This is a genomic window from Lentimicrobiaceae bacterium, assembly GCA_028697555.1.
Classification (GTDB): Bacteria; Bacteroidota; Bacteroidia; order Bacteroidales; family UBA4417; genus UBA4417.
Genome location: JAQVEX010000012.1, coordinates 28,134 through 48,429 on the forward strand (window position 1 = coordinate 28,134; position 20,296 = coordinate 48,429).

Annotated in this window: 15 protein-coding genes and 1 tRNA gene; 6 read left to right on the forward strand and 10 right to left on the reverse strand. The window is 34.9% G+C overall.

The annotated features are described in order from the left end of the window. Complete coding sequence (gene ettA, locus PHP31_03020; protein ID MDD3738246.1) at window positions 1-1,674, forward strand: energy-dependent translational throttle protein EttA; 1,674 nt, start codon at window positions 1-3, stop codon at window positions 1,672-1,674. 48 nt (window positions 1,675-1,722) lie between these two features. Further along, a complete protein-coding gene (gene hisS / locus PHP31_03025) occupies window positions 1,723-3,084 on the forward strand; it encodes a histidine--tRNA ligase (protein MDD3738247.1) in 1,362 nt (453 codons plus the stop codon). Window positions 3,085-3,243: 159 nt separating this feature from the next. Here hisS and PHP31_03030 read toward each other — a convergent pair whose 3' ends face one another. Further along, a complete protein-coding gene (locus tag PHP31_03030; protein ID MDD3738248.1) occupies window positions 3,244-5,655 on the reverse strand; it encodes a tetratricopeptide repeat protein in 2,412 nt (803 codons plus the stop codon). Between the two features lie 129 nt (window positions 5,656-5,784). Between PHP31_03030 and hutH the strand changes: the two genes are divergently transcribed. Continuing rightward, window positions 5,785-7,290, forward strand: a complete 1,506-nt coding sequence (gene hutH / locus PHP31_03035) for a histidine ammonia-lyase (GenBank protein ID MDD3738249.1) — start codon at window positions 5,785-5,787, stop codon at window positions 7,288-7,290. 39 nt (window positions 7,291-7,329) lie between these two features. Then, on the forward strand, window positions 7,330-7,776 hold the full coding sequence (locus PHP31_03040; GenBank protein ID MDD3738250.1) for a hypothetical protein: 447 nt from the start codon (window positions 7,330-7,332) through the stop codon (window positions 7,774-7,776). A gap of 331 nt (window positions 7,777-8,107) precedes the next feature. Here the strand turns inward: PHP31_03040 and PHP31_03045 are convergent, their stop codons facing one another. Beyond that, window positions 8,108-8,860 (reverse strand): YebC/PmpR family DNA-binding transcriptional regulator, encoded by a 753-nt coding sequence (locus PHP31_03045; GenBank protein MDD3738251.1) that lies wholly within the window; start codon window positions 8,858-8,860, stop codon window positions 8,108-8,110. A gap of 48 nt (window positions 8,861-8,908) precedes the next feature. After that, window positions 8,909-11,476 (reverse strand): ATP-dependent Clp protease ATP-binding subunit, encoded by a 2,568-nt coding sequence (locus tag PHP31_03050; GenBank protein ID MDD3738252.1) that lies wholly within the window; start codon window positions 11,474-11,476, stop codon window positions 8,909-8,911. A gap of 277 nt (window positions 11,477-11,753) precedes the next feature. On the opposite strand from PHP31_03050, the gene gyrA reads away from it, so the two are divergent. Both gyrA and PHP31_03060 read left to right on the forward strand, forming a co-directional pair. After that, the gene (gyrA, locus tag PHP31_03055) at window positions 11,754-14,321 is read left to right on the forward strand and encodes a DNA gyrase subunit A (GenBank protein ID MDD3738253.1); all 2,568 of its coding nucleotides are present in this window, start codon (window positions 11,754-11,756) and stop codon (window positions 14,319-14,321) included. Between the two features lie 77 nt (window positions 14,322-14,398). Continuing rightward, complete coding sequence (locus tag PHP31_03060; GenBank protein ID MDD3738254.1) at window positions 14,399-15,577, forward strand: tetratricopeptide repeat protein; 1,179 nt, start codon at window positions 14,399-14,401, stop codon at window positions 15,575-15,577. A 239-nt stretch (window positions 15,578-15,816) separates the two neighbouring features. Here the strand turns inward: PHP31_03060 and PHP31_03065 are convergent, their stop codons facing one another. The 7 genes from PHP31_03065 to PHP31_03095 form a co-directional block, all read right to left on the reverse strand. Then, window positions 15,817-16,254, reverse strand: coding sequence for an OsmC family protein (locus PHP31_03065; protein ID MDD3738255.1), 438 nt, complete (start codon window positions 16,252-16,254; stop codon window positions 15,817-15,819). Window positions 16,255-16,411: 157 nt separating this feature from the next. Continuing rightward, window positions 16,412-16,666, reverse strand: a complete 255-nt coding sequence (rpsT, locus tag PHP31_03070) for a 30S ribosomal protein S20 (GenBank protein MDD3738256.1) — start codon at window positions 16,664-16,666, stop codon at window positions 16,412-16,414. A 52-nt stretch (window positions 16,667-16,718) separates the two neighbouring features. Continuing rightward, window positions 16,719-16,790, reverse strand: a tRNA-Glu gene (locus PHP31_03075). A 168-nt stretch (window positions 16,791-16,958) separates the two neighbouring features. Further along, complete coding sequence (locus PHP31_03080; GenBank protein ID MDD3738257.1) at window positions 16,959-17,879, reverse strand: NAD(P)-dependent oxidoreductase; 921 nt, start codon at window positions 17,877-17,879, stop codon at window positions 16,959-16,961. Window positions 17,880-17,900: 21 nt separating this feature from the next. Next, window positions 17,901-18,968, reverse strand: coding sequence for a 3-phosphoserine/phosphohydroxythreonine transaminase (serC, locus tag PHP31_03085; GenBank protein ID MDD3738258.1), 1,068 nt, complete (start codon window positions 18,966-18,968; stop codon window positions 17,901-17,903). Window positions 18,969-19,210: 242 nt separating this feature from the next. After that, window positions 19,211-19,531 (reverse strand): hypothetical protein, encoded by a 321-nt coding sequence (locus PHP31_03090; GenBank protein MDD3738259.1) that lies wholly within the window; start codon window positions 19,529-19,531, stop codon window positions 19,211-19,213. 71 nt (window positions 19,532-19,602) lie between these two features. Then, on the reverse strand, window positions 19,603-20,296 hold a 694-nt coding region (locus PHP31_03095), incomplete at its 5' end, for a hypothetical protein (protein MDD3738260.1).

Consider the following 20,296-nt stretch of genomic DNA (forward strand, 5'->3'; position numbering starts at 1 on the left):
ATGAGCGACGATAAGAAAATAATTTTTTCGATGGTTGGAGTTGGCAAAGTAGTTCCACCAAATAGGCAAATACTAAAAGATATTTACCTATCGTTTTTCTACGGAGCCAAAATAGGTATTATTGGTTTAAACGGTTCCGGAAAATCGACTTTGCTAAAAATTATTGCAGGTAAGGATAAATCATATAACGGAGAAGTTGTTTTTTCGCCAGGCTATTCGGTTGGTATGCTAGAGCAAGAACCCGAATTGGATAACAATAAAACTGTAAAAGAAATAGTTGAAGAAGGCGTTGCCGATATTGTCAGTATTTTAAAGGAATACGAAGAAATAAACAATAAGTTTAGTGAACCAATGACTGATGATGAAATGAATAAGTTGATTGAACGCCAGGGCGAATTAACCGAACTTATTGAACAGAAAGACGGTTGGGAATTAGATTCCAGATTGGAAAGAGCTATGGAAGCCTTACGTTGCCCCGATGGTGACGTAAGTGTCAGTGTGCTTTCGGGTGGCGAAAGGAGAAGGGTGGCACTTTGCAGACTGCTTTTGCAAAAACCTGATATTTTGTTGTTAGACGAGCCTACCAATCACTTGGATGCCGAATCGGTAGAGTGGTTAGAGCAATTTTTGCAACATTACGCAGGTACAGTAATTTCAGTTACCCACGACCGTTATTTTTTGGATAATGTTGCAGGTTGGATATTAGAATTAGACAGGGGAGAAGGAATACCTTGGAAAGGAAATTATAGCAGTTGGTTGGAACAAAAAACTCAAAGACTTGCAATGGAAGAAAAAGCCGAAAGTAAGCGAATGAAAACTTTGCAACGAGAGTTGGAGTGGGTGAGAATGGCTCCAAAAGCCAGACAGTCAAAAGGAAAAGCTCGTTTAAATTCGTATGAAAGATTGCTTTCGGAAGATGTAAAACAAAAAGAAGAAAAATTAGAGTTGTACATACCTAACGGTCCTCGACTTGGAAATCAGGTAATAGAAGCAGTTAACGTTTCAAAATCGTTTGGCGACAAATTACTCTTCGATAATTTAAACTTCAATTTACCTCCCGGAGCTATCGTAGGTATTATTGGACCTAACGGAGCCGGTAAAACCACCTTGTTCAGAATGATTATGGGAACCGAAGCTCCTGACAAAGGCTCGTTTACCATAGGACCTACCGTAAAAATAGGCTATATAGATCAGGCTCATGCCGAAATTGACCCCGAAAAAACTGTTTGGGAAGTTATTTCCGAAGGAAATGAAAATATTGAAATGGGTGGAAGACTCATAAACTCACGTGCTTACGTGTCAAGGTTCAATTTCAGCGGCGTCGATCAAGGCAAAAAAGCAGGTGTGCTTTCGGGTGGCGAAAGAAACAGACTACATTTGGCTCTTACACTTAAATCGGAAGCTAATGTTTTACTTTTAGACGAGCCGACTAACGATATAGACATCAACACCTTACGTGCTTTGGAAGAAGGCTTGGAAAACTTTGCAGGCTGTGCCGTTATCATCTCTCACGATAGGTGGTTTTTAGACAGAATAGCCACTCATATATTAGCATTTGAAGGCGATTCGGAAGTTTATTTCTTTGAAGGCGGTTACACCGATTACGAAGAAAATAAAAAGAAACGTTTGGGCGACGTAACTCCAAAAAGAATTAGATACAGAAAATTGATATAAATTTATATATTCAGCAAATTTATTTCAAATAATTTTTAAATAATAAAAATGTCAAGTTTAACACCTCCAAAAGGAACTCGCGATTTTGGTCCCGAAGAAATGAGCAGAAGGGACTACATATTTAATACTATCAGAAATGTTTTTGTTCAGTACGGATATCACCATATTGAAACGCCGGCTATGGAAAACTTATCGACTTTGTTAGGAAAATACGGAGACGAAGGTGATAAACTCTTATTCAGAATTCTAAATTCCGGTGATTTTTTGAAAAAAACCGATAAAAAAGTCTTGGCTCAAGGAAATTACGAAGATATTATTTCAGATATAGCCGAAAAAGGCTTACGCTACGACCTTACTGTTCCTTTCGCTCGATTTGTGGTTCAGCACCGAAACGAAATTACTTTTCCGTTCAAACGCTTTCAAATTCAGCCTGTTTGGAGAGCCGACAGACCGCAAAAGGGTAGGTACAGAGAGTTCTACCAATGCGATGTTGATGTTATTGGTTCCGACTCATTGCTCAACGAGGTTGAAATGATAAAAATGGCGGAAGTTATTTTTAAAAGACTCAATATCAACGTAAACATTTTAATAAATAACAGAAAGATTTTGACCGGTATTGCCGAAGTTATTGGTCATGCCGATAAAATTGTGCCTATAACTGTTGCCATTGATAAAATGGATAAAATAGGCTTAGATAATGTTAAAAACGAACTTATTGAAAAAGGAATTAGCGAAGACGATTTCGGTAAACTGAAACCTTTTTTAGAACTTAAAGGTAGCAACGCAGAAAAAATCAATGTTCTTTCCAAATATTTAGAAAAATCGGAGATTGGAATGAAAGGAATAGACGAAATAAGAACCGTTTTCAATTATTTAAGCAGTATCAGTGTTGATTTTCCTGTTATTCTCGATGTTTCATTAGCAAGGGGTTTGAACTATTACACCGGAGCAATTTTAGAAATTAAAGCTCAAGATGTAGCGATAGGTAGCATTTCGGGCGGTGGAAGATACGACGACCTTACAGGTATTTTCGGTTTGGAAAACACATCGGGAGTAGGTATTTCGTTTGGTGCCGACCGCATTTACGACGTAATGAGTGAACTTAATTTATTTGAAAAAATTGATACCGATAAATTGCAAGTTTTACTTATCAATTTTGGCGGCGAACCCGAAATAAAAGCATTGAAAACACTTTATTATTTGCGAGACAACAACGTTTCGGCACAACTTTACCCCGATGCTGCTAAAATTAAAAAACAATTTGCTTACGCCGATTCGTTAAATGCTAAATACACACTAATAATAGGTCAAAACGAAGTTGATAACGAAGTCTATCAGGTAAAAAATATGATAACAGGTGAGCAGAAGACTGTAACTCACCAAGAATTGTTAGACGCTGTCAGTGCTTGATGTTTGCTTGTTATTAATTGTCGTCCGATAAATATCTTTAGCTGTTGGCTGTTAGCTTTTGGCTCTTAGCCATTAGCTAGATTTTGCCAACGGCTAAAAGCTAAAGGCTAACGGCTAAAAACCCCGCATCACCCATCACCATTCACCATTCACCATTCACTATTCACCCATCACTTCTTGTATTTTTTCAATTAGTGTATCCGGATTAAAAGGCTTTGTAACGTATTCGTGAACAATATCAAACTCTTCAATTAAAGTTCTTAATTCGGCATCTTCATCAATTTTTACTGCTGTTAGAATAATTATAGGAATGTTTTTAGTTATTTCATTGTCTTTTAACATTTTGCAAAGACCGTAACCATCAACATTAGGCATCATGATATCGGATATTATTAAATCGGGTATATTGCTAACAGCCTTGTCGTAGCCCATCTGTCCGTCAATTGCTTCAATAATATTAAATCTGTTCGACAAAATAGATGTTAAGTAATATCTCAATTCATCGTTGTCTTCTACAAGCAATATTGTTATTTCGTGTTTATTGTTGTTTTTATGGTGAGTAAAATCAGTTTCGTCGTACAAATGACGATTTATTGATGACGAAAGTTTTTGTTCTCCTATCTCAATACTAAACTCATTCTGCTTAAAATGATTTTTACCTATAGGCAGACTGAAAGCAAACTCAAGTTCGTTGTCTTCATTCATGTAAGCTTTGATACTCATTCTGTACAAATCGCAAAGCTCCTTAACCAGCGATAAACCAATGCCAAAACCGCTTTCGCCTACATTTTTATTGCTAAAAAACCTATTAAAAAGCAGGTTGATTTCATTTTGGGTCATAGTTTTGTACGTGTTGGAAACGCGAATTAAGTAATTATTGTTCATTTTTTTTCCGTAAAAACTGACATTTGCATTCGGCGCTGAATGTTTAAAAGCATTTGAAAGCAGATTTAAAACAATAATTTCAACAACACCCAAATCGGCGTATACTATGCCACTATCATCAATATTTACTTTGTAATTTATGCTTTTACTATCGGCAATAATAGAAAAAGACTCACAAATTAAGTTTAAATTAGCCGATAAATCAACTTGACTTACTTTGAGCGAATACTTTCCGGCTTCTGCCTTTGCTAATGTGAGCATCTGTTCAACAAGAGCCAAAAGCTTATTCGAATTGTTGTATATCAACTTCATCATATTTAACTTATCGGGGTCTTCTTCCGATTTTATTAAATTTTCTATTGGAGAGTGTATTAAAGTGAGTGGAGTGCGAAATTCATGCGAAATATTGTTTAATAAACGTGTCTTTATTCTTTGAATTTCCAACAGTTCGTTGTTTTTACGTTGTCGAGTGATAATCATATAGATTAAAAAAGAAATAAATCCCGCAACGATTATTCCGCTTAGAATAAAGGTTCGTCTTTGTATTAAATTATTTTTTAAAGCCAATTCGTTTTGAGCTGTCAGCAGTTTGATTTTATAACTGGCTTCGGATAATTGATACTGATTTTGCCTTTCAAGGATTTCTATATCGTTGTTTATACGCTTTAAACTATCATCGTAAATTGAAGCCTTTTCCTTTGCCAAATATGCCAATTCGTGCTTGCCTGTTTTGTTGTACAACTTCGATTGAAATGTGTAACTACGTTTCTTTAGTTCGTACGATGTGCTATTATATATTTCGTCGTTTATTTCATCCATCACATAATAAGCTTCTTCGTACCTGCCATTGTTAACCAATGCAAAACCCAAATCAATTTTTATCGATAATTTATGAAACAAATCTTTAGAGTCTTTGTTGATTTCATCGGCTTTTTTAAGCAAGTCTATTCCTTCATTTACTCTTTTTTGTTCTATTAATATATTGCCAATTGCTGATAGGCAAAGCGAAACCCCCAAGTTGGATTTGATGCTTTCATTTAACTTCAATGATTTTTGATAATTGTATAAAGCATTTTCGTAATCTCCGCTTTTATGATATATTTCGCCAATATTTGCATAATTTATTGCTAACCCTAAATCACTATTGAGTTCTCTTTCAATAGCCATGGCTTCTTCAAAAAATGCAAAAGCATCTTCAAATTTATTTAAAGACAAAAAAATGTTACCCAAACTGTTCAAAGAAATTGCCTTACTTTTTTTATACTTCGGATTGTGAGAAGCCAAACTAACAGCTTCAAAATGATATTCGGCTGCTTCGGTATATGCATGCGACCTTCTTAAATCGGTGCCTAAATTATTTAACGAAATGATTGTCAAGCCTGTATCCATAATCGATTTAGCTTGTTCGTAAGCATTTTTATGATACTCAAATGCCAATTTTAAATGCGATTGATTTCTGTAGACATTACCTTTTTTATTGAGAGTATTAATAGACTCTCTTATGCTATCTTTCTCAATTTCAGACAAGTATCCGTATGACTTTACAGACGGATTTTGTATAATGCTACTGGCAACACTACTTTCAGCCTTGTTGCTCTTTTTCTTATTACACGAGCAAAATGATAACACAACACTTATCACTACAAATAATACTATGGTAATGCGTTTTATCATCTTATTATTCATACTTAATTTATCGCAAATTTAATTAAATTTTAAAACCAATTAAAATTTTTATAATAATCTTTATATTATTTTTATATTATTGCGCAATTCCCCAAAAAAATAATAAATTTGCAGGAAAAATAACGACATATGAGAAACATATTTAAGATTAGTCCTGCCACATTAACTCTCAACGATATAAAAGATATACTTCATAATAATTTATTTATCGAACTTTCTGATGAATCGGTGCAACTGATAAACAATTGCCGTGATTATTTGGACAAAAAGATGGATGAGCAGGATGGACCTATATACGGTATTAACACTGGTTTCGGCTCTTTGTATAATCGTTCAATTTCTAAAAACGACTTAACCAAATTGCAAGAAAACCTGATTAAGAGCCATGCCTGTGGTTTCGGCGAAGAAGTAAATCCAATAATTGTCAAGATTATGCTGTTGCTCAAGGCTCACGCATTATCTTTGGGCAAGTCGGGAGTGCAATTGCAAACCGTACAGCGTTTGTTAGATATGTTTAACAACGACATTTTACCCGAAGTTCGTCAGCAAGGTTCGTTAGGAGCTTCCGGCGATTTGGCTCCTTTGGCTCATTTGGTTTTACCCTTGCTTGGTTTAGGAAAAGTTTATTACAAAGGCGAAAAACGCGATTCAGCCGATGTTTTCAACAGCTTAGGATTAGAAACCATTAATTTAAAATCGAAAGAAGGTTTGGCATTGCTCAATGGAACTCAGTTTATGAGTTCACATTCCGTTTATGCCTTGTTGCGAGCCAAACGTCTTATAAATCTTGCCGATGTTACGGGAGCTATTTCTATTGAAGCATACGACGGCAGATTAGACCCGTTTGTAGAGCAGTTACATCGTATTCGTCCACATCAAGGTCAAATTACTACTGCAAATAACATTCGTAATGTGTTAAAAGACAGCAAGTTGATAAAAAGGGAGGGCAAGGCAGTACAAGACCCATATTCATTCAGATGTATACCTCAGGTTCACGGTGCAGTTAAAGATACTATTGAATACGTTGAACAAGTCGTTACACGCGAAATAAACTCCGTTACTGACAATCCGACTATTTTTCCAGAAGATGACCTTATCGTTTCGGGTGGCAATTTCCACGGCGAACCTTTAGCTCTTGTCTTAGATTTTATGTCAATGGCTTTATCGGAGTTAGGTAATATTTCCGAAAGACGAGTTTATAGACTAATATCCGGACAGCGAAATTTACCCGAATTTTTGGTTAAGCATCCCGGACTTAATTCCGGCTTTATGATTCCTCAATATACATCGGCATCTATTGTTTCGCAAAACAAGCAATTGGCAACTCCGGCATCGGTTGATAGTATACCTTCGTCAAACGAACAAGAAGACCACGTTAGCATGGGGGCAAACGCTGCAACTAAAACCGTCAGAATAATTGATAATTTGGAAAGGATTTTATCTATTGAGCTGTTTGCAGCTTTTCAGGCTATTGAGTTCAAGGGTATTGAAAACACATCGTCAAGTATAAAAAAATTGCATGAAAAATATCGTCAGAGTGTTTCTTTTGTCGAAGATGACGTTGTAATGTACCAATTGATGGATAAATCATTAGAGTTTGTTAAAAACAATAATTTTGATATTTATTTGGAATAATTATACATGTTTTTTTTGATGGATTAAGGAAAGATATCTATGTTTCAGTTAAACAGCGATAAGCAAAAAGCACCACAAGAATTAGATGCACAAAACGAAGTGTTTTTACGTTTTCTTTGCATAATAACTTTTATTTACTGTGGTCTGTACACGTTTTCAAATACGTTTTTGGCAATAACTAAAGATAGCTTAAGTCAGATAATGGAAATATTTGAAGACGAAACAATGCACGAAATCGCGACTTTACTTATCGAAGCTAACGTATGGTTTTTTATTTTTTCGGCAATATTGTATGCAGTTTCTATATACGGAGCATATAAAATGCTTAAACTGAACAAGATAGGATTTCATTTTTATGCAATGTCGCAATTACTGCTACTTATTGTTTCGGTTTACTTTTTACCCGAAACTTCAAGTATGCTATCATTTATAGTTACAATATTGTTTATATACTTCTTTAGCAGGTTTTTAAAATATATGCATTAACTCTACTGAAAAGCTATATTATCTGTTAGATAAGTATCTTTAACTACGAAGCTTATATTATCTGTTGGCTTTTAGCTCTTAGCTCTTGGCTGTTGGCTTTTGGCTCATAGCCGTTGGCTGAGTAAGCTAAAAGCCCCGAAACTTCGGGACAACACGAAACACTATCTACTCTCCATTTTCGGCACTTCGATACGCCTACGGCACTCAGTGACCGAAAATGTCTAACTCAGTACTAACCCGCAACCCGTAACCCGCAACTCGATATTGTTAAAAATTGCAAGAGTATTTCCAGATATCAATTAAGGTAATAAAAAAGAAAATTATGTATTTTTTAAGCATTATTTTCAATGGCTTCCATAAGCTCATCGGTAATTTCCATGTTATGATATACCGATTGCACATCGTCGTCATCTTCAAAAACATCAATCAGCTTAAGAATTTTTTGTGCAGTTTCAAGGTCAACAATATTTGTATCCTTTGGTATTCTTTGCAGTTCTGCGTTTTCGGGCTCTATATTTAGTTCTTCTAATTTTTTCATCATGTTGCCAAAGTCTTCCATAGCAGTATAAACTGTATAAAAACCGTCTTCTACTTCAATATCTTCGGCACCTGCCTCAATAATGTTAAGTTCAAATTCATCTCTATCAATATCTCCGACGGGGATTGTAAAAACGCCTTTACGGTCGAACAAAAAACTCAAAGAACCGTTAGTACCCAAACTACCGCCATGCTTATTAAAATAACTACGTACATTGCTAATGGTGCGTTGTTGATTGTCGGTAGTAGCTTCAATAAATATTGCTATACCGCCATTGGCATAACCTTCAAAAGTAATCTCGCTGTATTGGCTACCGTCTTTGTCGCTTCCTTTATTTATAGCTCTTTGGATATTATCCTTAGGCATACTTGCACCCTTGGCGTTAGCAATAGCTAATCTCAATCTGGGATTAGTATCCGGATCGGGTCCACCTTCTTTAACAGCAACGGTTATTTCTTTTATTATCTTCGAAAATATTTTTGAGCGTTTGGCATCTGCCGCGCCCTTTTTACGTTTTATAGTTGACCACTTACTATGTCCAGCCATCTCTGTGTTTCTTTATGTTAATAATATTACAAAGGTAATGTTTTTTTATTAATTGTTAATTTCTTCGACAGTAATATTGTTTTCAATTTCTTTTGTGGGTTTAGATACGGAAATAACAATATCTTTAAGAGTAGCATTATAATCAACCAAAATATTATCGCCCGATTTAAGCTTACCTTTTATAATTTCTTCCGAAATTTTATCCTCAACATATTTTTGAATAGCTCTCTTTAAAGGTCTAGCTCCATATTGTTCGTCCCAACCTTCGTCTAAAATAAAGTCTTTAGCTTTTTTGGTAATACTGATGTTGTAATTCAAGTTACTAATTCTTGAAAAAACTTCTTTCAATTCAATATCTATGATTTTGTACAAGTCTTTTTTACCTAGCGAATCAAATATTATTATATCATCAACTCTGTTGATAAATTCAGGTGTAAAGGTCTTTTTCATTTCTTTTTCAATAATACCTTTAACAATAATATCCGTTTGCGATGACTTTGCACCTGTGTTAAAACCGACTCCTGTTCCAAAATCTTTCAAACGCTTACTTCCAATATTAGAAGTCATTATTATAATAGTGTTTCTAAAGTCAACCTTTTTACCCAAACTATCTGTTAGTTTTCCTTCGTCAAGAACTTGTAGCAAAATATTGAAAATATCAGTATGTGCTTTTTCAATTTCATCTAACAGAATAATAGAGTAGGGACGATGTCTAACTTGTTCGGTAAGCTGACCGCCTTCCTGATAGCCAACGTATCCCGGAGGAGCTCCTACCAATCGCGAAACGTTGAATTTTTCCATATATTCACTCATATCTATCCTGATAAGATTTTCTTTTGAGTCGAACAAAAATTCGGCAAGCACCTTAGCCAAATGAGTTTTTCCAACTCCGGTAGGACCTAAAAATATAAAACTTCCAATAGGTCTGTTCGGGTCTTTAAGTCCGGCTCTGTTTCTGCGAATAGCTTTCGATATTTTTTCTATTGCTTTGTTTTGTCCTACGACTTGTTTAGACAATTCCTTCTCAATGTTAAGCAATCTGTCGGTTTCATTTTCGGCTATGCGCTGTACTGGAACGCCTGTCATCATTGCAATAACTTCGGCTACGTTTTCGTAGGTAACAATCTGACGGTTCTTTTTAGACTCGTTAGTCCACTGTATTTTTTGTTTCTCTATTTTCGACTGAATAAGTCTTTCTTCATCTCTGTAAGATGCAGCCTTTTCAAACTGCTGACTTTTTATAGCTTCAAGTTTTTTCTCTTGAACAACTTCGAGTTCTTTTTCCAAATTTTGAAGCTCTGTAGGCACATTTATATTCGAAATATGAACTTTTGAACCGGCTTCGTCCATAGCATCTATAGCTTTATCGGGCAAAGCTCGATCCGACAAATACCTATTAGTTAAGGTTACACACGCTCTTATAGCTTCATCGGAGTAAATAACGTTATGATGGTCTTCGTATCTGTCTTTTATTTGTTTTAATATTTGAATGGTTTCTTCGGGCGTGGTAGGCTCGACCATAACTTTTTGAAATCGTCTTTCCAAAGCACCGTCTTTTTCAATATTTTCTCTGTATTCATCAAGGGTGGTTGCACCAATACACTGAATTGTTCCGTTGGCAAGAGCCGGCTTGAATATATTGCTGGCATCTAATCCGCCACTAACATTACCTGCACCGACAATAGTATGAATTTCATCGATAAATAAAATTACATCTTTGTTGCTTTCCAATTCGGTGATAAGAGCTTTCATACGCTCTTCAAACTGCCCCCTGTACTTAGTGCCGGCAACCATGCTAGCCATATCAATATTGACAACTCTTTTGTTGAATAAAGTTCTGGGGATTTTCTTCTGAACTATCCTTTGAGCCAAGCCTTCTGCAATAGCAGTTTTACCAACTCCGGGCTCGCCTATAAGTATTGGGTTGTTTTTTTTGCGGCGACTTAATATTTGCGATATCCTAATAAGTTCTTTTTCACGACCAATAATTGGGTCTAAAAGGTTTTCGGCTGCTGCTTTTGTTAAATCTTTGCCAAAGGCATCTAGTACGGGAGTACTTACCTTTGAGCTACTCGAACTTGACCCGTAGCTACTTGAGCGTGATGATTTTTTTGCATCAACGTCGCTTTCTTCGTTGAAAACATTATCTTCGCTATCGTTTTTACCGTAGTCGGCTATGGTAATATCTTCAACATCTTCTTTAAAACTTTCGTAATCAACCTCGTAGTCTCTTTCTAAAATTTTGGTAACTATATTATCCTTATCTTTTAAAATAGCCAACATAACGTGCTCAGTATCAATATACTCATCGTTAAAATTTCTTGCTTCCAAATATGTTGACTTTAAGGCTCTTTCGGCTTGTTTTTGCAAAGGAATATCGTCGTTTGCGTTAGAACCTAAATTGTAGTTTTTAGCGACTATAAGCTCAATTTTGTGTTTCAATTCAATAATATCAACACCTTCTAAGGTAAGAATTTCTATAGCAACACCTTTACCTTCTCTTATAAGTCCTAACATTAAATGTTCAACTCCAATATGGTCGTTACCCAAACGTATAGCTTCTTCACGGCTATATGCCAGTACATCTTTTACTCTTTTTGAAAATTTTGCTTCCATAGTATCTTATAATCCGCATATTTAATGCCAAACTAATAATGCAGCTAATTATTCCACAAAAGTAAAAATTTAATATGGTATCTATAAACTTTTTAACAATCTTTATCGTTAAACAATGGGTTAAGATATTGAAAATCTGCACAATAAACTTATTAACAATTATTTGTTCAAAACCATTTAATTAAATGACAAGTTGTCAGACTGAGATTAACAAAAAATGTGTAAATTTGTAAAATAAAGTATAAATCACAATAAACTGATAATGAATTAAATGTAGATGAAAGACAATAGAGAAGAATTTACAACTGAGAACGAAAAAATAATACCGGTAAATATTTCAAAGCAAATGAAGACCGCATACATCGATTATGCTATGTCGGTAATTGTTTCGAGAGCTTTACCTGATGTTAGAGACGGCTTTAAGCCCGTGCATCGTAGGGTATTATACGGTATGCAAGAGTTAGGATTGTATTCTAATAGGGGATATAAGAAATCGGCACGTATTGTTGGAGAAGTAATGGGTAAATATCACCCACACGGCGACAGTTCCGTTTACGGTGCTATGGTCAGGCTGGCTCAACCATGGGCTATGCGATACCCATTGGTTGACGGACAAGGCAACTTCGGCTCTATTGACGGAGATAGTCCGGCAGCTATGCGTTATACCGAAGCCAGAATGAAAAAAATGGCTGAAGAAATGCTTGTCGATATTGATAAAGATACGGTTGACATGCAGCTCAACTTCGACGATAGTTTGAAAGAGCCTACAGTATTACCTTCAAAACTGCCTAATTTGCTTATAAACGGAACTTCGGGTATAGCTGTAGGTATGGCTACAAATATTGCTCCGCATAACCTAACCGAAGTAGTTAATGGTTGTATTGCATATATAGATAATAGAGATATTACAATAAAGGAACTTATGCAGTACATTACTGCACCGGATTTCCCGACAGGTGGAACAATTTACGGGTACGATGGGGTTATTCAGGCTTTTGAAACAGGAAAAGGTCGTATTGTTGTTAGGGGTGATGCCAAAATAGAAACAGACAGTAAAGACAACGAAATGATAGTGGTAACTTCAATACCATACGTTGTTAATAAATCGGAAATGATTAGAAAAACAGCCGACCTTGTTAATGACCGTAAAATTGAAGGAATTAGAGATATAAGAGACGAAAGCGATAGAAATGGTATAAGAATAGTTTATGAAGTTAAAAGAGATGCTCTTGCAAGTGTTGTGCTGAATTTGTTGTATCAAAATACTGAACTTCAATCCAGTTTTAACGTTAACACCATTGCACTTGTTAATGGTCGTCCGCTTCAGCTAAATCTTAAAGAGATGATTGAACACTTTGTCAATCACCGCCATGAAGTTATTGTCAGACGTACACAATTTGAGTTAAATCAGGCTGAAGAAAAAGCTCATATATTAGAAGGTCTTGTTATTGCGATTGACAATATCGACGAAGTAATATCAATTATTCGTGCAGCTTCAACTCCTGATATTGCCAGAGAAAATCTAATTGAAAGATTTGGCTTTACCGATGTTCAGGCTAAAGCTATATTGGCTATGCGTTTGCAGCGTCTTACAGGTTTGGAACGCGAAAAACTTAAAGCCGAATACGAAGATTTATTAGTCCTTATTGCCAAGCTAAAAGAAATTCTTGCCGACGTTAATAAGCAGCTAGAAATAGTTAAAGACGAGCTTATTGAAGTTAGAGAAAAATACGGCGACGAAAGAAGAACAAAAATTGAGTACTCGTCAGCCGATTTCAGAATTGAAGACACAATAGCCGACGAAGGTATGGTTGTTACTGTGTCGCATATGGGATATATTAAAAGGACTTCGTTAGATGAATATAGGTTGCAGAATAGGGGAGGCAAAGGCTCCAGAGGTTCTGATTTTAGAGACGAAGATTATCTAGAACACCTATTTATTTCCAACACACACGGATATTTATTAATTTTTACCGAAAGCGGAAAATGCCATTGGTTAAGAACATTTGAAATCCCCGAAGGGTCTAAAAATTCAAAGGGTAGAGCTATTCAAAATTTATTGAACATAGATAAAGACGATAAAATTAAATCTATCCTAAATATTTCAAATCCAAACGATGAAAAATTCGAGTCTTCGCATTTTGTTGTTTTTTGTACCAAAAACGGAACTATAAAAAGGACAAGTCTGGAAGCATTTTCAAGACCTAGAAGTGGTGGTATTAGAGCTATAGTTATCAACGAAGGCGATAGTTTGCTTGAAGCAAAACTAACCAACGGCAAACAAGAAATTATATTAGGGATAAAGAGCGGTAAAGCCATCAGATTTAACGAAACAACCGTTAGAGAAGTGGGTAGAAATGCTGCCGGAGTTAAAGGAATTACATTAAATAAACATAAAGATGAAGTAATTGGCATAATTTGTGTTGATCCTGATGATGAAGACGAATCTATTTTGGTAGTTTCGGAAAACGGATACGGAAAACGATCGAAACTCGAGGATTATAGAGTTACCAATAGGGGAGGCAAAGGTGTAAAAACCATTAACATAACGGAGAAAACAGGTGATTTGGTAGCTATAAAAGATGTTAAGGATGGAGACGAGTTGATGATTATTAACAAGGAAGGAATAATTATCAGAATAGCAGTCGAAGATATTAGAATTATTGGTAGAGTAGCGCAAGGTGTTAAACTTATTGACATGCAAGAAGGTGACCAAATAGCAGCAGTTGCTAAAGTACCTTACGCAGTTATTAACTTAGATGCCGAACCTGATGAAGAAAATAATATTTATGACAACGAGGAACATGCAGAAGAAGCTGAGGCAGATTATGAAAATGAAGAATAAACTATGTTCATTAAAACATTAAACATTAAACATTATAAATTATAACAAATAACATTAAATCACAAAAATTTTAAACCATGAAAAAATTATTAATTCTTATTATCTTACTAACAACAGTTAGTGCATCTTTTGCTCAGATGAAGAGAGATAGAACAACAGCTTTCAACTATTGGCAAAAGAGACAATACGAAAAAGCTAAAGAGTATATCGATAAAGCTGTTGAGTATCCCGAAGCTGCTAGCGATGCAAAAGTTTGGTACTATAGAGGAGGCATTTACCTTGATATTTATACAAGCGGTAAAGCTAACGAAATTGACCCACAATCCCTTGATAAAGCCTACGAAGCTTTTGTTAAATCAAAAGAAGTTGACAAAAAAGGAAATTACACTAAAGACGCTAACAGGCAAATTAGCGGTATAGCAGGCGAGTTCTTTAATCAAGGACTTGAATTTTTTAAAGTCAACGACTTTAAAGGCGCTATTCCTAATTTCCAAAAAGCAATTACCCTAAATAAACAAAGCAATATTGTCGATACTATGTCGTACTACGCTCTAGGTATGTCGTATAGGGGAGAAGCTGCCAACGATCCGAGTGCTGTACAATCTGCTATAGAAAGCTATCGTTATATTGTTGATTTGGGATATAGCAGGCAGGAAGTATATTCGGAACTTAGCTCATTGTACATTTTCGACAAACAATTTGATAAAGCTTTGGAAATTATTAACATAGCAAAACAAAAATTTCCAAATGATGCTAACGTTTTAATTACCGAAGCTAACTATTATCTACAAACCGATGATTTTCCAATGGCTATAGAAAAATTGGAGTTGGCTATACAAAATGACGATTCAAATCTGCAGCTATATCACGCTTTGGGTTCTTCGTACGACAGAATGATTGATGCTGAAAAACATACCGCCGAAGAAAATGAAAATTATTTCAATAAGGCTATAAAAGCATACGAAAAAGCTTTACAACTTGATAGCACATTTTTTGATGCTATATTTAACACAGGTGTATTATACTACAATAAAGGTGGTGATATTGTTAACGAAGCAAATCAGTTGCCTATAAATGAAGTAGAAAAATACAATGAACTTATTGCAGAAGGTAATCAATATTTAGAAAAAGCACTTCCATATATGGAAAAATGCTACAGTTTACAACCAAATGATCCTGCAACAATTGCATCTCTAAAAGAAATTTACACTCGTTTGGGCTTACTCGAAAAACTAAAAGAGTTGAATGCTCAATAAGTTTTAATTATTAATGTTTAAATTTTAAACTGCCTTATCTTTTCAGATAGGGCAGTTTTTTTATATTTAAATCGCATTTTACAATATTCTATTTAACATAATATTAATTATGGGAAAATAATGCTTGGTTAAATAGCATCTTTATAGAGGCAAAATTAAGATTATTGTAGCTATAAAGCATAAATAAAAAAGGACTTGAAAATAAATTCCAAGTCCTCATAAGGTTAATATTAACAAAATTACTTACTAATTTTTATTTTAACTGGAGTTTCGTGTTGGATATTGTCACTAATTGGGCAACGCTCTTCAATATTTTTTAGCCATTTATTAATTGTATTTTCGTCGGCATCACAATCAGGATTTATACTAACATTTATTTGATTAAATCCTGCTCTCTCCTTATTATCGATACCCATAAATTTATTAGGATTTAAACTGCCGTCAATATTGATTTCTATCTTACGTAGTTCAAATCCCATTTCTTTAGCAATAACGTGACCTACAACATTCAGACAACCTGCAAATGCTGCTAAAAGAAATTCAACAGGTGTTGCACCATGGTCTGTGCCACCTATGTTTGCCGGTTCATCAACGATAATTTCAAAATGACGAGTTTTTACAATGGTTTTGGTTGGATTTTCACTTTGAGCTTTAACTCTTGCTTTCATTTCTGCCATAATAAATAAATTTTAATTGTTATTCATATATATAGATTTAACAATACAAAATTAATATTTATTCATTTTCTGTACGTGGTATTAATAAACATTAACACAAAAAAAAATACTTTCAAGTATTTTGAAAGTATTTTTTTAACTTTTAAAATTTATACACCTACGCCATTGTATTAACCTTGCGTGCAATTTTAGATTTTAAATTAGCTGCCTTATTTTTATGGATAATTCCGCGCTTAACTAATTTGTCAATCATAGATGTCATTTCGGGAATTTTTTCGGTAGCTTCCGATTTATTTTCAATATTTCTGAAGCTCCTTAAAGAGTTTCTCATTGTACGAGCGTAATATCTGTTTCTCAAACGTTTTTTATCGTTCGAACGTATTCTTTTTTTAGCTGAAATATGATTTGCCATATATTAAAGTATATTTTATTTAATAAAAAAAGTTTTGTTAGCCAAAACCTTGCAGTCCGTAGGGGAATCGAACCCCTGTTACCAGGATGAAAACCTGACGTCCTAACCCCTAGACGAACGGACCGTTTCAAATTTGAGATTGCAAAAATAGTAATTTTTTTATAACTACCAAATAATTGTTAGCTTTTTTAGCATTATTTCCAATTCTTTGTAGTAGTAGTATAAAAAACAAAGGGCTTTGAATCGTAGTCATAGCCCTTTGTTTAATGAACTTTTAACAGATGTTTGTTAATTAGTTTACTCTGTACTTGTCGTCGCCGTTTTTAAAATAATTAACAATTTGGTTAGCTGCTGCCAATCCTGCATTTATGTTTGCTTCTGAAGTTTGAGCACCCATTTTTTTAGGAGTGAAGAAATATCTTCCTGCAAATTTCTCAGCAATTTCAGCACTATTGTCAGGAGCTACGTCTGATGCATATTTGAAGTCTGGTCTGTCTGTGAATACTTTAATCAAATCTGCTTCGTTAATAACTTCTTTTCTTGCAGAGTTGATAAGAACAGCATTCTTAGGCATTTTCGACAACAAGTTGTAGTTAATTGAGTTTATTGTTTCGGGTGTTGCGGGTGTGTGCAATGAAACAAACTGACATGTTGAATATAACTCTTCAATGGTGTTAACAGGAGTAACTCCTTCGGCTTTCATAGCTTCGGGTTTAACAAATGGGTCGTAAGCGTAAACTTCCATTCCAAATCCTTTGGCAATAGCATTTACAGCTTTACCTGTGTAACCAAATGCATGTAAGCCTAATTTTTTGCCTCTAAGTTCAAATCCTGATGTACCGTTAAAGCTGTTTCTTGCAGTGTAAACCATCATACCAGCAACCAACTCTCCTACTGCGTTTGAGTTTTGTCCGGGAGTGTTCATTACTATGATGTTCTTTTCTTTAGCAAAATTTTTATCAACGTTATCAGTACCTGCACCGGCTCTAACAACTAACTTCATGTTTTTTGCCGCTTCAAGCACGCGTTTATCAACAATATCGCTACGAATTATTACAGCGTCAACATCGCTTACTGCTTTGATAAGGTCTTCTTGTTCGGTATAGTTTTCTAAAAGAACAAGCTCATAACCAGCGTCTGCAATAATTTTTTTAATTCCGTCAACAGCAACTTTAGCAAAAGGCTTTGATGTTGCTAAAAGTATTTTTTTCATATTATATTCAAATTAAAATGTTTATAAATTTTTTTGTTCAAATTCTTTCATGCACTCAACAAGAGCTTTTACGCTTTCTATTGGAAGTGCGTTGTAAGTTGAAGCTCTGAAGCCGCCAACCGAACGGTGTCCTTTAATACCAACCATTCCTTTAGTTTTTGCAAATTCCATAAAATCGGCTTCTTTGTCTTTGTATTCTTCTTTCATAACAAAGCAAATGTTCATTAGCGAACGTGAGTTTTTTTCAACTGTTCCGACAAACATTTTACTGTTATCAATAGCATCGTAAAGTAGTTTTGCTTTTTCGACATTCATTTTTTGGATTGCCTTAACTCCACCCATTTGTTTTACCCATTTTAGAGTTTCTTTAACTGCAAAAATGCTAACGCAAGGAGGTGTGTTAAACATTGAGCCGCTTTCAATATGAGTTCTGTAGTCAAGCATTGTTGGGATTACTCTGTCAACTTTTCCTAAAATGTCATCTCTAATAATAACAAATGTAACGCCGGCAGGACCTGTATTTTTTTGAGCTCCACCATAAATAATAGCGTATTTTGAAACATCGATAGGACGGCTGAATATGTCGCTCGACATGTCGGCTACTAATGGAATTGGGCTGTCAAAATCTTCGAAAATTTCGGTGCCGTAAATTGTGTTGTTTGATGTAATGTGGAAATAATCTGCATCTGCCGGTATTTTCCATCCTTTTGGAATATAGGTATAATTTTTATCGGAAGAGCTTGCTACAACTTCAACTTCGCCAAAAAGTTTTGCTTCTTTTATAGCTTTTTTCGACCATACACCGGTATCAAGGTAAGCTGCTTTTTTATTTAGCAAGTTGAAAGGAACCATAGCAAATTGTAAGCTTGCGCCGCCTCCTAAAAATAATACGTGATAATTTTCGGGAATATTAAGCAATTCTTTAAAAAGAGCTTCTGCCTCATCTATTACAGCTTGAAAATCTTTGCTACGATGAGAAATTTCCAATAAAGAAAGACCAATTCCTTCTAAATCTAAAATAGCTTTTGCTGTGTTTTCGATTGCAATTCGTGGTAGAATTGACGGACCTGCATTAAAATTGTGTTTCATAAAATATTGTGTTTTATATAGTTATATAATTAATTTGTTATAATTTATTGTATTTTCAATTCTTCTTAAATCTGGAACAAAAGTAATAATAATATTTAACATAAAGGGTTAAATTAAGTCAATTATTTTGGTTTTTTAAGGAATTTAAGACTTAAACTTATTTTATTTGCATAAAACAAAAAACACTGCACTTTATTAGTTTTAGTACAGTGTTTTTAGATACGAGAAAAAGCCTACTCGAATTAATTTCTTGGTCTTCTCACATTTCTGTATGGCGTTTGATTGGCAGCATCAGATTCATCGGATGTATCGTACGAGTTTTTTCCGGCGGGAGCATCAATTCTACCACCAGACGATGATGGTCTCACAGGAGGATCAGATGGTCTTACACCGGAATCTACCGGTCTTTCTGTTTGAGTAGGTCTTACACCAGAGTCAACAGGTCTTTGGTTATCAACAACTTCAATAGTTGGTTTTGTGTTTGTCGCATTTTCGGGTATAGAAATATGGATAGAAATTTGGCAACCTGATTGCGGACATGTAATATTAATTGTTGTGTCCATAGTTTTATTTATTAAGTTTATTGTTATAAATTATTATTGTTACTCCCCTACTCGCCTTTTTTTAAAGTAAATTAAGCCGAACACATAGAATCATCTACAAAAGCTATCTTCCAACCCGAAGGCGTATTTATAAAGTAAAACGCGCGTACGTTTACGTTATCTTTATAATAATCGGGCAGATAAACAGCCATAATTTCAGCATCGGGGTACGGTAGCGCAACTTCTTGCATTTCTAATGTTTCTGAATCTACCACTACGTAAGGAACAGCACCTACCGACCAGAAATATATTTCCATAGAGCCTTTCATTTGATTAAATTCAATTTCGCAGGGCATGGCTTCGTAGGATAATTCTTTTATTGAAAACTTGCCACCCGATTTTGCTTTAGTTTCAAAGTCGTTGAAATCTTCGAAACCAAAATTATCGGCACGCGTATAAAGATAAGCTACTGAGCCCGGATTATAATATCGGCGGATATCCATTTGCGGGTCTGTGTATTTTGCCAATCGTTTGTCGTTGTTTTTGAGTAAAGAGTTAAAATTTACGTCCCAAAAACAATCGTTCAAGAACTCTTCTAAAAACGCCACAAACTCCTCAGATTCGATATTGCCAGCACCTACTTTAAATGATTCGTACACGTATTGGCTTATGCTCTCAAATAAGTCTTCATCATCTTTTGGATATTCAAAGTAGATTACAAAGTATTCGTCGTTCTCCAAAATAGTATAAGTTTTATAAAGAGTGCTTTCGTCCAATTCTCCTTTT

What these genes read in the sequence shown, in the direction of transcription:
- rpsT (MDD3738256.1), bottom strand. Translation starts at nt 16,666, where the DNA reads ATGGCAAATCATATTTCAGCTAAAAAAAGAATACGTTCGAACGATAAA.
- serC (MDD3738258.1), bottom strand. Translation starts at nt 18,968, where the DNA reads ATGAAACACAATTTTAATGCAGGTCCGTCAATTCTACCACGAATTGCA.
- PHP31_03065 (MDD3738255.1), bottom strand. Translation starts at nt 16,254, where the DNA reads ATGGCAGAAATGAAAGCAAGAGTTAAAGCTCAAAGTGAAAATCCAACC.
- PHP31_03080 (MDD3738257.1), bottom strand. Translation starts at nt 17,879, where the DNA reads ATGAAAAAAATACTTTTAGCAACATCAAAGCCTTTTGCTAAAGTTGCT.
- gyrA (MDD3738253.1), top strand. Translation starts at nt 11,754, where the DNA reads ATGAAAGACAATAGAGAAGAATTTACAACTGAGAACGAAAAAATAATA.
- hisS (MDD3738247.1), top strand. Translation starts at nt 1,723, where the DNA reads ATGTCAAGTTTAACACCTCCAAAAGGAACTCGCGATTTTGGTCCCGAA.
- PHP31_03050 (MDD3738252.1), bottom strand. Translation starts at nt 11,476, where the DNA reads ATGGAAGCAAAATTTTCAAAAAGAGTAAAAGATGTACTGGCATATAGC.
- PHP31_03090 (MDD3738259.1), bottom strand. Translation starts at nt 19,531, where the DNA reads ATGGACACAACAATTAATATTACATGTCCGCAATCAGGTTGCCAAATT.
- PHP31_03040 (MDD3738250.1), top strand. Translation starts at nt 7,330, where the DNA reads ATGTTTCAGTTAAACAGCGATAAGCAAAAAGCACCACAAGAATTAGAT.
- PHP31_03045 (MDD3738251.1), bottom strand. Translation starts at nt 8,860, where the DNA reads ATGGCTGGACATAGTAAGTGGTCAACTATAAAACGTAAAAAGGGCGCG.
- PHP31_03030 (MDD3738248.1), bottom strand. Translation starts at nt 5,655, where the DNA reads ATGAATAATAAGATGATAAAACGCATTACCATAGTATTATTTGTAGTG.
- PHP31_03060 (MDD3738254.1), top strand. Translation starts at nt 14,399, where the DNA reads ATGAAAAAATTATTAATTCTTATTATCTTACTAACAACAGTTAGTGCA.
- hutH (MDD3738249.1), top strand. Translation starts at nt 5,785, where the DNA reads ATGAGAAACATATTTAAGATTAGTCCTGCCACATTAACTCTCAACGAT.
- ettA (MDD3738246.1), top strand. Translation starts at nt 1, where the DNA reads ATGAGCGACGATAAGAAAATAATTTTTTCGATGGTTGGAGTTGGCAAA.